Raw genomic sequence first — 11,414 nt, forward strand, 5'->3', positions numbered from 1 at the left:
GGGGTGGGTGCGCGGAACCGCGCACCCACCCCGTACCTTCTCTTCGGTGAACGCCGGGGGCCTGTGCGGCGTGTGATCGACGACCGTTTCGAGCTGGTGAACAGGCTGGGCGGCGGCATGGTGTGGCGCGACCGCGGCCTCGCGCCGCACCACGATGCGGTGCCCGAGGAGGTCCGGTCGCCGCCCGCCGGTTCCGGCACCGCGTCGGCGGTGGTGGAGTCGTGGTCGGCCTGCTGCTCCGCCAGTGCGCCGTACCGGTCCGCGAGGGCGGCGACCGCGCCGAGCGCGACCATGGCGCCGGGCGCGGCGCGGGAACCGTGCGGAGAGCAGTCCGAGGAGGCAGGCCGGGCCCGGTCCAGCGATGGGCGCCGCAGAGGCGATCTGGTCGCCGCCGGAGGGGCGTCAGCGAACCCGCTGGAGCATCCGCGGCACCCGGCGCAGTTGGACGGCCTCCTGGAACATGGCGCCGCCTTCGTGTCCGTTGAACGGGTAGACCTCGATCTCCCGCTCACCGCCATAGGCGTTGTGGGCGGCGAAGACCGTGGACGGCGGGCAGACCTGGTCCATGAGCCCGACGGAGAAGAGCGCGGGGGCGGTGCCCCGGGCGGCGAACGACACCCCGTCGAAGTACGACAGGGTGCGCAGGACGGTGTCCTCCTTGCCTCGGTGCGTGCTGAGGTAGCGAGCTATCTCCGCATACGGATCGGCGTCGGTGAGGGTGACGGCCCGTCCGAAGTGGCAGAGGAAGGGCACGTCGGCGACGACGGCCGCCAGGTCGGGTACGAGTCCGCCGACCGCGAGGGCGAGGCCGCCTCCCTGGCTGCCGCCGAGCGCGACGGTGCGGGCGGGGTCGGCGAGCGGGTGGGAGCGGGCCGCTTCCACGGCCCGTACGGCGTCGGCATGGACCCGGCGGTAGTAGTAGCTCTCCGGGTCCTCGATGCCGCGGGTCATGAAGCCGGCGTGGGAGGGGCCGGAGCCGACCGGGTCGGGGGTGTCGCCGACGTTGCCGCCACTGCCCTGACCGCGTACGTCCATGATGAAGTGGGCGAAGCCGGCCAGGGGCCACATGCCCCAGCAGTGCGGGAGGCTGCGTCCGCCGTTGTAGCCGTGGTACTGGACGACGAGCGGAAGCGGGCCCTCGGCGTGCGCGGGAACACTGAACCAGCCCTTGACGGGGTGGCCGCCGAAGCCGGCGAACGTGGTGTCCCAGGTACGCAGGCCGCTCAGCCCGGTCTCGACGGGTTCGAAGGAGACCGCGAGGTCGTGGGAGCGGGTCTCGGCCAGGGTCTTCGACCAGAAGGCGTCGAAGTCCTCCGGCTCGTCGATCTGCGGTCGGTAGTCGCGGAGTTCGTGGAGCGGCAGGTCGAACAGGGCCATGGTGCTGGTCTCCTCGCGGTGGTACTCGGAACAGTGCGACGGTGTGGCATGGAGCGGCGGGGCCGGGTGCCGTCAGGTGCGCCCGGCCCCGCCCGTTCATGGGTGGGTCAGTCGGTCAGTTGGACGGCCCGAAGGCCGGTGGGGCTCTTGGAGTTGTTGGCGATGCCCGTGCCCCACTCGGACCAGCCGCGCCCCCGGCCGTCGTTGTCGAAGTCGTTGACGACGATGCCGAGTCCGATGGAGGCGGTCGGCTTGCCGCTGAGGCCGAGCGAGGACCACGGCACCGTCACCGTGTAGTGGGTGGTGGTGCCGTCCCGGGTGATCCGGGCGGTGGCGCCCGGGGTCGGCCCGGCGGTCCGGCCGGGCGGCGGCCGCCAGGTGTAGACCTGAGGCCGGCCGCCCACCAGCGAGGCGCCGACCTCGACGTACTGCCGGCTGCGGCCGGGCAGTCGGGGGGTGACGGCGAACTGGATGCTGTCGCCCTGCCACATGTTCTCGGCGGTGGTGGCTGGCTGGGCCAGGACGTCGTCGGTGATCTCGCCCTTCAGCACCAGCCCGGCGTCGGTGTACTGGGGCCGGATGGTGCCGGAGAGGTCGGCCGCGCCCTGGTAGCCGCCCGCGTAGTACAGATTGCCCTGAGCGGCGATGTCGATGGGCGTGGTGGTGTCCGTGCCGGCGGGCTGCACGGCGCCCCAGCCGTTCCAGGTGCCCACGGGGGTTCTGGCGCCATCGGGGGTGCTGAGATAGGCGGCCGTCCAGTAGCGGTTCCAGGGCTTGACGTTGCGCGTGTCCACGGTGTACGAGGCGCTGGATCCGGCTCCGACCTCGAGCGGTCCGTCGACGGCGCCCCGGTCCACATAGGCGGTGCCCTCGGTCACCTGCCACTCCAGCTCGGTGAGGTCGAGCGCGGAGCGGACGCGGTTGTTGGTGACGGTGATCTCGAGTCCGGCCGCGAACGGCGCGGCTTTCTCGACCACCGGGTCGAAGGCGACCTCGGTCGGGGGCACCACCTCGGTGTCGGCGGTGACCCGGCCGATGCCGACCGGTCCGAGCGCGACCGTGCCGCTGACCGAGCGAGGGCCGGTCAGGGCCGACGTGGGCAGTTCGACGGTCTTGCGGGTGACCCGGCCCGGCCCGGCCGTCACGTGGTACGTCTCCCCGGCCACGCGGAAGCTCACGGGCCAGGACACCGGGAGGCGCCCCTTCGTGCGGTCGACCTCGAGGACCGCTGCGACGGGCTCCTCCGTGTTGGTGCGCTCGGGGAGTTCGAGGGAGAAGGTCGGGGAGGCGACGGACCTCACGCCGGTCACCGTGCCCTTGACGTACAGCACCTTGCCGTCGACCCCGAGCTGTATCTTGCCGCCGGACGGGACGTAGGTCTTCGCGTGACCCAACTGGTCGGTGACGGTGAGCGGGCCGGAGGCCGAGAGCTCCACGGTGCCGGGTGCCGTCGCGGTCGTGTACAGCGCCCGGACGGTGTCGGCGCCGGCGCCGAAGCGGTACGAGCGGACGGCGTCGGAACCGGCGTCGTCACGGCCGGCGTAGGAGCGGCCCGCGATCTGGCGGATCAGGACGCCCTCGGTGACGACGGACGGCTTGGGCTGCCATGCCTTGACCTCGGCGGTGGGCCGCTTGAATCCGCCGAAGTTGTGTTCCTTGTTGGTGGCGTCGGTGCCGTCGTTGGTGAGGTCGTACCAGTAGTAGCGGTTGGCGCCCGAGGCGAACGAGAAGATCTGGGCACGCGGCAGGTACTCGGCCTGCACGGCCGGGGTGACCCCGTCGCTGTGGGTGGGGTAGCCGTTCTCCGTGATCCACAGCGGGAAGTTCTCGCCGCCCGCCGCGTCCAGATCGGCGCGCACCTGCGGCAGCTCGGCCAGGGCTTCCTCGGGCGGTTTCGGATAGCCGTACTCGTGGACGCTGAGCGCGTCCATGTACTTCAGGCCACCGATCGCGTACAGCCGCTTGAGCCAGTCGGTCCGGAGACCGGCCAGGGCGCCGCCGACGACGGTGGCGTCCGGCACCTTGGCGTGCACCTTGCCGTAGCTCGCCTTGAGCAGACCGAGGTAGCAATCGGCGGTGATGCCGCAGGTGCCGTTGTTGAAGCCGGTCGAGTTGTACTCGTTGTAGATCTCGACCTCCTTCGTGGACTGCTGGTACTTCTCCACGACGGCGGCGGTGTACTTCCCGTAGGCCTCCAGCGCCGCGTCGGACGCCGGTGTCCGGTTGTTGTCGTAGAGGGGGTTCCGGTAGGCGGAGATGGGCAGGGCGGTCAGCCCCTGCGTCTTGGCGTACGGGATGTGCTGGTCGGTGGAGTAGTTGCTCCAGGTGTACTCGCCGGCCGTCTTCTCGATGGCGCTCCAGTTGATGTCGGAGCGTATCCCGTGCATGCCCATCAGCTTGACCGAACGCAGCAGCTTCTGGTCGTCGCCGTCGTTCCATCCGTAGTGGATGCCGGTGCCGAAGCGGGGGTCCTGCTGCTCGTGGCCGGCCAGTGCGGTCAGCACGCCGAAATTCGCGGTACGGGTGGTGGCGGCCGCGGTCGCCGTGAGGGTGTAGTAGCCGCTGCCGAGCCCGGTGGCGTCGATGGTGGCCGTGCCGCCCGAGACCGGTGCGGTGCCCGACGCGACGGTCAGGCCCTGGTCGTCGACGGCCTTCCAGGCCACCGAGGCCTCGTCGGAGGCCAGGGTGATCTTCGCCTGTCCCTCGACGAAGAGCAGATCGGGAGAGGTGACGGTGAGGGCTCCGGCCGCGTGGGCGACCGGAGCAGTGCCGGGCAACGGCGCTGCCACCAGCAGACAGCCGAGCAGGGCGGCGGCGGCGCCCCATGCGGCGGGCCGTCCGGGGCGGCCCGCTACTCTGGCCGGAACCAGTGGACCTGGCCGGATCATGCCGTTCTTTTTCATCGAGGCATCCTCTCGATCGAATCGACGCGGTGCGTATCGGTGGTTCCCGGGTGGTGGTGTGCTCCGTCGGCTGCATCCCGGCGGAGCACACCGGCTCGTGTGCCGTCGGCGCGCACCGCTGCCGCCGTCGGCCGCGCGGCCCGGGCCCGTGCGTGTGTCCGCACGGGACTCATCCCTTGAGGCCGGTGAAGCCTCCCCCGCCGCGCGTGATCTGCCGTTGGAAGATCAGGAACAGCGCGACCGGGGGCAGGATGGCGAGCAGCATCCCGGCGATGAGCAGCGACTGTTCCGTCGTTTCCGCGAGACGCGGCAGTGCGGCGGAGATGGGCTGCTTCTCGGTGTCCGGGATGACGATCAGGGGCCAGAGGAAGTCCTTCCAGGAGTTCATGACCGTCAGCAGGGTCACCACCGCGAGGATCGGCCGCGACATGGGCAGCACGATCCGGCGGAAGATGATGAACGGGCCCGCGCCGTCGACCTTGGCGGCCTCGAAGAGTTCGCGCGGGATGCCGTCGAAGAACTTCATCACGATCAGCACGGTGAAGGCGCCGGCGGCGTGCGGCAGCCAGACGCCCCACGGGCTGTTGGCGAGCGAGATGCCGAGGCCCGGCAGGGCGAGCACGGTGAGGTAGAGAGCGACCAGGGAGATGGAGCCCGGGATGAAGAGGGTGGCGAGCACCATCCATCGCACGGGCGCCGCCCACTTGGGGCGCAGCACGGACAGCACGTATCCGCCGGTGGTGGCGACGACGAGGTGCGCGACGACCGAGCCGGTGACCAGGACCACCGTGTTCCAGAGGTACTGACCGACCTGCAGTTCGTTCCAGGCGCGGGAGAGGTTGTCCCATTGCGCGTGGCCGGGCCAGAGCGCCAGCGGATCGCGCAGCAGCTCCTGGGTCGGTGAGACGGCGCCCTTGAACGTCCAGTAGAGAGGCGCGGCCCCGAAGGCGAGCAGAAACAGGAGCGAGAGGGTCTGCACGGAGCGGAGCGAGACGCGTACGGAGGTCCGCCGCCGGTCGGCATCGGATATGAGTCCGCGTCCGCTCTCCTCGGAACGGTCCCCGCGGCGGGTGCGAAGGGGGGTCTGCGCGCTCATCAGTTGCTCCAGCTCCTCGTCGCCCGCAGATAGACCGCCGAGAGCGCGCCGAGCACGAGGGCCAGCATCACACTGAGCGCGGTCGCGGCTCCGAAGTCGCCGTTCTGGAAGGCGTAGTTGTAGATCAGCATCAGGACCGTGAGAGTGGAGTCCTCCGGACCGCCGTCCGTCATCACGAAGGGTTCGGTGAAGATCTGCAGGGTGCCGATGATCTGGAGCAGCAGCATGATCAGGATGACACCGCGCAGCGACGGCAGGGTGATGTGCCAGAGCCTGCGCCAGATGCCCGCCGCGTCGATCTCGGCGGCCTCGTACAGTTCGCCCGGCACCGAGCCGAGCGCCGCCAGGTAGATGATGACCGTGGACCCGAAGCCCGCCCAGGTGGCTTCCAGGACGATCGACAGCATGGCGGTGTCGGTGGACTGCAGCCAGGGATACGGGCCGAGGCCCACATGGGCCAGCAGCTGGTTGAACAGGCCGCCGTCCGGGTCGTAGAACACCTTCCAGAGCAGGACGGAGACGACCGGGGGAATTGCCACCGGCAGGTAGGCGAGGACACGGAACAGCGCGCCGCCACGCCGCAGTTCGGCGATGAGCACCGCGAGGAAGAGCGGCAGCGGGAAGCCGATCACCAGCGCGAGCAGAGCGAAGAGCGCGGTGTTCCTGACGGCGGTCCACAGCAGCGGGTCGTCCAGCACGTGCTGGAAGTTGTCCAGGCCCACCCAGGTGGCGGCGTCCACCAGATTGGTCTGCTGGAAGCTGAGCCGCACGCTCTGGACGATCGGCCACCAGGAGAAGTAGGCAAAGCACAACACCATCGGCAGGGCGAACAGGATGGTGGTGACGCCTCCTTGCCTGGACCAGCGGACGAAGTGCCGCCCGGGGCCGGCGCGACGCGGGGAGGCGGTGCGTGGCGGCCCGTCCCCCCTCGGCGACCGGGCCGCGGCGGGGCCGGCGGAGCGCTGTTTCCGCGTCCGGTTCTTGCGGGTGCGGTTCCCGGCGGGTGCCGCAGGCGCATGTGACCTGCTCATCGACGTCTCCTCGCCTCTCCTTGTGCTGTGCTCATGCCTGATGTGCCGGACGCGGCCCGCGGGCTGTCCCGTCGCCCCGGGTGGATCGGTGCGCGGCGTCGGATGCGGTGCGTCGCAAGGCGGAGGGGCGCCCGCATACGGGTATGCGTTCGGGCGTTCCGACGACGCGACGAGGCGCCGCAACCGTCGCCGTGCGCTCGGGAATACGGGGAAGCCCTCAGCGCTGCGCCCGCTCCACCTGGGACTTGACCTGTGAGGCGGCCTTCTTCAGCTGCTCGGCCGGGTCGGCGTCCTGACGGGTCAGCACGGCCTGCACGGCGCTGTCGAGGGCCTTGTAGACGTTCTGCGCCTCGACGGGCGGCTCGATGGCCAGCTCGTACTCGTCGAGCGCCTTGTCGTACGGGGCGAAGTGCTCGACCGGCACGTTGGCCAGCTTGTCGATCGCGGCGCGGACCGAGGCGCTGACGGCCGGCTTGTAGAACGGGACGGTCGGCACGCCGATGACGGCGCCGTCCTTCTTCATGGACGCCGCGTCCTTCTCGGCGAGCGCGACGTCGTACTTGGGGGCGAGGTAGTAGAAGTCGATGAACTTCGCCGCGGCCTCGCGCTGTCGCGGGGTGGCCCTGGGACTGATCACGGCGACGGCGCCGCCGGCCAGGGTCCGCTTGCTGCTGCCGTCCGTGGGCATGGCCGCGAGCCCGATGGCCTCCGGGTCGCCCTTGTACTGCAGGATGTAGTGGCTGATGACGCTGGGCCCGGCGAGCGCCATGCCGATCTTGCCGGCGGAGAAGTCCTTCTCCATGTCGGTGAGATTGCGCAGCTGGTTCCTGCCCATCGACTGATCCGTCCAGCGCATCTCCTTGAGCGCCTTCAGGGACTTCTCCGCGCCGCTGCCGGGCCGGTCGAAGGTGTTGGCCCACTTGCCCCCGGACTCCTCCTGCATGGTGTCGCCGAAGGAGTAGGCCATGGCGGTGAGCATCCAGCCGCCGGTGTTCTCCTTGGTCATCTGGGCGTAGCCGGTGGCGTCGGTCTTCTCGGAGATCGCCTTGGCCGCGGCACGGACCTCCGGCCAGGTGGCCGGCGGCTTGTCGGGGTCGAGTCCGGCCTTTTCGAAGAGGTCCCGGTTGTAGACCAGTCCCAGGGCGTACTCCTCGGCGGGTATGCCATAGATCTTGCCATCCAGGCCCTTCGCGGCGCCGAGCGCCAGCTGATTGAAGTCCTCGCTGTGCTTCAGCCCCTTGAACTCCGCGGTGATCTCGGCGATCTGCTTGCGCTCGATCAGGCCCGACATCTCGGTCAGCGGCACCCGGACGACCGTCTCCAGGCTGCCGCCGCCCACCTTGGTCTGGAAGCTCTGCTGGTCGTACTGGTACTCGTTCGTCTTGATCTTGATCTTGGGATTGGCCTTCTCGAACTCCGCCACCCGCGCGTTGAAGATCTTGAGCGCGGCCGCGCTGGTGGCCGGCGGGCGCCCGGAGACCGTGATGGTCACCGTGCCGTCCCCGGCGGTGTCGCCGCCGGGGACGGAACACGAGGCAAGCACGCAGACGAGCGCACCCGCGGTGACGCCCGTGATGGCGATGCGCAGGGAGGGTCTCATCGGGGACTCCATTCAGGGGCAGACCGGAACGTGGCTGGAAAGCGTTTTCCAGCCGGGGTCACCTTGCACCGCCCGATATCGTCGCGTCAATGGGATGGAGGCGGACTTCCGACCCGGAGGTTCGCCATATGCCCTTGCCGGAGCGTGGACGCCGCCTTAGCCTCTGGAAAACGCTTCCCAAGCATTGCCGGAGATCGTCGGTCCGACGGTCGCGAGCTGGAGGACATTCCCGTGCACCCTGCCTGGTCGGTCGCCGAGTACGACCGTGCCCTGCTGCGAGCAGCCCTTGCCGGGGGCGACCGCTGCTGGGACCCCGAGGCGAACCTGCTGCAGGTCGAAGCCCCGTACAACCCCATTCACACCCGCATCAAGGGGGGTCTCGCGCACCCCACCCACAACTCCCTGCAGTACGCGCTGCTCCTGCTGGAACGGGGCGGCACGGGCGACGACGAGCGCGCCCACGACGTGATCCTTCGGATCGCCGGGCTCCAGGACCGGTCCACGGACAGTCCCACCTACGGCATCTGGGGCTACTACGCCGAGGAGCCGGCGGCGGAGATGGACCCGGCCGACTGGAACTGGGCGGACTTCCTCGGCATCCATCTGCTGCTGGTGCACGCCCGGCACGGCGACCGTCTGCCGCCCGCGGTGCTGCGCGAACTCCGGGAGTCGGTGAGGCACGCGGCGGCGTCGATCGTCCGCCGGAACGTCCCCCTGACGTACACCAACGTCGCCGTGATGGGCACGTTCGTCGCGCTCGCGGCCGGGAGGCTGCTTGAGGACGGGACGCTGTTCGCCTACGGCAAGGACCGCATGGTGCGGCTGTGCGAGGCGATCGACTCCACCGGCAGCTTCACCGAGTTCAACAGCCCGGTCTACTGGGGTGTCGTGCTCCAGACACTGACCCTGATCAGGGAGCACGTCCGGGACGAGGAGGTGCTGGAACTCAACGACCGCCTGCACGACCGGCTCTGGCTGCACTTCCTGGCCCGTTGGCACCCGTCGACCCGTCAGCTCTCCGGCCCCATGGCCCGTTGCTACAGCAACGATCTCGGCGTGCCGCCCTTCCTGGTGAAGGCGGTACGGGGGGTGCTGGGCACTCCGGAGACCGGCCCCGTCGGAGGAGAGATGTCGGTCGGCGTCCATGCCTGTGTGGACTACCGCATGCCCGACTGGGCGCTGCCGCGGCTGCTGGAGCTGGAGGGTGGGCGCGAGCACCGGGAGCTCTTCGCCGAGAGCCCGTTCCCGGAGACGGGAACCACCTGGCTGGACGCGATCACCACGCTGGGCAGCGTCAACCACCAGGACACCTGGCTGCAACGGCGTGCGCTGTTCGGCCATTGGGCACGCCCGGACGGAACCTCCGGGCATCTGCACGTCCATCTGGTCAAGGACGACGGCGCGGAGGACTTCGACTTCGCGTCGGGCGTCCTCTCCACCGTGCAGAGCGGCCCGCACGTGGCCTGGCTGACGGGCTTCGCCTGCCCGGCGGGTGACCGGCACCACCACCTCGACATGATCGAGCCGGGTGACACGTTCCGCGCGCGGTCGCTGCGCCTGGTGGTCGACGCGATCGGGGCGCCGCCGGTGACGGAGACGTCCGCGGCCGACGGCGGGGTCGATCTCGACCTGGGTACGGCGCGGCTGCGCTTCAGGTCGGCCGGAGGCGGATTCGGCGGCCGCACACCGACGGTCCGGGTGGTTCCGCTCGCCGACGGGGTGCGGATCGAGGTCGTCCTCTTCGAGAGCGCGGCCCTGGTCGAGCTGGACTGGGCGACGCTCGGCGACACGTTCGCGGCGGGTTCGCTCTCCCTCGTCCCGGCCGGTGCGGAACGGGACGGGGACACCGTTCCGGGCCCGGAGGTCGTGACGGCGGGCGACTGCGCGGAGGTCCGCTGGACCACACCGCGCGGAAACCGGCTGACGCTGCGCGGCGGCCGGTCGGTCGTGTCCCGCGAGGAGCACGCCGCGCTGTACGCGGCGACGCTGGACGGTGCGGCACCGCCCTCTCCGCGGCTCTCGGACTCACGGCTGGTTCCGTGACGGTCCGGGTTCCGCCGTCCGGCCGGACGCGCCGCCGCGGGTACGCCCACCGGCCCGGCCCGCTCCGGTGCCGGCGGACTCCCGGGCGACGTCACTCCGCTGGCGCCCATGCCCGGGCCGGCCGGGCCGGGGCGCCGGTGCCCGGCAGCGGCACGGGCCGTGGCGGGAGCGGGCCGACGCCACCGGGCAGGGCCGCCTGAGTCAGGCGGCGATCCACTGACGAACTCGGCCTCCACGCCACCCCGCCCGGGCGGGGCCGGGCCGTCGATCGGCGTCCCCGGATCGACAATCCCCGCCGCCTCGAGAAACACGACCAGGTCGCGGTCGGAGTGCGCCGGGCCGAGGATCTCTTCAGGCCCGTCCCGGCCGCCGCCGGACGCACCACGCCGGCCCCCGCCGTCGCCGTCCGCCTCATGAACCGGCTCCGCGCCCCGGCCGCCGCCCTGACCCGGCGCGAGACCGAGGTCCTCGCGCCGGTCGCCGAGGGCCTGTCCAACCAGGCGATCGGCCAACGGCCCCACCTCACCGAGGGAACCGTCAAGTCCCATCTGGCCCGCGTCCGCACCAAACTCGGCGTCGTCTCCCGCACCGCCGCAGTGGCGACCGCCACCGACCTCGGCCTCGTCCGCCGCTGACCGAACCGGGCGCGAGCTGCGTCGTTGGGCGATGAGTGATCCTCGTCGAAGGTTCGACGACCTCATGACTCGGCGACGAGCCGTCGGAGCAGGCCGAGGTCCACGTCCTGCAGGCTGTGGGCGACAGTCCGGCGCGGTGCTGCGGGGATGGGGGTGAGCGAGGGCACGGCCAGGACCGTGCAGTCGGCCGCCTCCGCGGAGGCGACGCCGGCCGGGGTGTCCTCCACGGCGACGCATGCGGTGGGGTTGGCGGCGAGGGCGGCCAGAGCCGCCCGGTAGGGGTCGGGGAACGGCTTGGTGCGCGGGGTCTCCCCCGCGGCGAAGGAAGTGGTGAACCGATGCCGCCCGAGAACGTCGAGGACGATGTCCACGACGGGCCGGGGCGAGGCCGAGACCAGGGCCGTGGCCACGCCCGCGGTGTGGACCGCCGCGAGGAGTTCCACGGCCCCCGGCAGGGGGACGACCTGCTCGCGTACGAGCTGCGTGAAGCGTCGTTCGAGGGAAGCGGCGAGCCATGCCTCCCCGGCCCGGCCGACCGCGCGGGAGGCGAGGTGGGCGGCGCTGTCCTCGATCGCGCGGCCGAGGACGAACGGGAGGTCCGCGTCCGTGAGGACGAGTCCCAGCCCGAGGGCCTCCTCCTCGACCGCCTGCCGCCAGAGCCGCTCGGTGTCGACGAGTGTGCCGTCCATGTCGAAGAGGACCGCCTGGAGTTGGGTGTGCACGGAGGCT

General features: G+C 71.0%; 7 protein-coding genes and 1 pseudogene. 2 read left to right on the forward strand and 6 right to left on the reverse strand.

The window, feature by feature from the left end:
• Positions 1-402: 402 nt before the first annotated feature.
• From WA762_RS13145 to WA762_RS13165, 5 genes are all read right to left on the reverse strand, one after another.
• On the reverse strand, positions 403-1,377 hold the full coding sequence (locus tag WA762_RS13145) for an acetylxylan esterase (RefSeq protein ID WP_335935732.1): 975 nt from the start codon (positions 1,375-1,377) through the stop codon (positions 403-405).
• 107 nt (positions 1,378-1,484) lie between these two features.
• Positions 1,485-4,280, reverse strand: coding sequence for a hypothetical protein (locus WA762_RS13150; RefSeq protein ID WP_335935733.1), 2,796 nt, complete (start codon positions 4,278-4,280; stop codon positions 1,485-1,487).
• A gap of 169 nt (positions 4,281-4,449) precedes the next feature.
• Positions 4,450-5,376 (reverse strand): carbohydrate ABC transporter permease, encoded by a 927-nt coding sequence (locus WA762_RS13155; RefSeq protein WP_335935734.1) that lies wholly within the window; start codon positions 5,374-5,376, stop codon positions 4,450-4,452.
• On the reverse strand, positions 5,376-6,407 hold the full coding sequence (locus WA762_RS13160; RefSeq protein WP_335935735.1) for a carbohydrate ABC transporter permease: 1,032 nt from the start codon (positions 6,405-6,407) through the stop codon (positions 5,376-5,378). The genes WA762_RS13155 and WA762_RS13160 overlap by 1 nt, the downstream gene beginning before the upstream one ends.
• Before the next feature lie 217 nt (positions 6,408-6,624).
• A complete protein-coding gene (locus WA762_RS13165; protein ID WP_335935736.1) occupies positions 6,625-8,007 on the reverse strand; it encodes an extracellular solute-binding protein in 1,383 nt (460 codons plus the stop codon).
• 231 nt (positions 8,008-8,238) lie between these two features.
• Between WA762_RS13165 and WA762_RS13170 the strand changes: the two genes are divergently transcribed.
• Entirely contained in the window at positions 8,239-10,050 is a 1,812-nt protein-coding gene (locus WA762_RS13170; RefSeq protein WP_335935737.1) for a hypothetical protein, read from the forward strand.
• 341 nt (positions 10,051-10,391) lie between these two features.
• Positions 10,392-10,685 (forward strand): annotated as a pseudogene (locus WA762_RS13175) (response regulator transcription factor); the annotation flags it as partial.
• A gap of 62 nt (positions 10,686-10,747) precedes the next feature.
• Here WA762_RS13175 and WA762_RS13180 read toward each other — a convergent pair.
• Positions 10,748-11,407: an HAD family hydrolase gene (locus WA762_RS13180; RefSeq protein ID WP_335935738.1), complete on the reverse strand. Its 660-nt coding sequence runs from the start codon at positions 11,405-11,407 to the stop codon at positions 10,748-10,750.
• Positions 11,408-11,414 lie beyond the last annotated feature (7 nt).

This window comes from Streptomyces tyrfis, assembly GCF_037034285.1.
Lineage (GTDB): Bacteria > Actinomycetota > Actinomycetes > Streptomycetales > Streptomycetaceae > Streptomyces.

What these genes read in the sequence shown, in the direction of transcription:
- WA762_RS13145 (WP_335935732.1), bottom strand. Translation starts at nt 1,377, where the DNA reads ATGGCCCTGTTCGACCTGCCGCTCCACGAACTCCGCGACTACCGACCG.
- WA762_RS13165 (WP_335935736.1), bottom strand. Translation starts at nt 8,007, where the DNA reads ATGAGACCCTCCCTGCGCATCGCCATCACGGGCGTCACCGCGGGTGCG.
- WA762_RS13155 (WP_335935734.1), bottom strand. Translation starts at nt 5,376, where the DNA reads ATGAGCGCGCAGACCCCCCTTCGCACCCGCCGCGGGGACCGTTCCGAG.
- WA762_RS13160 (WP_335935735.1), bottom strand. Translation starts at nt 6,407, where the DNA reads ATGAGCAGGTCACATGCGCCTGCGGCACCCGCCGGGAACCGCACCCGC.
- WA762_RS13150 (WP_335935733.1), bottom strand. Translation starts at nt 4,280, where the DNA reads ATGAAAAAGAACGGCATGATCCGGCCAGGTCCACTGGTTCCGGCCAGA.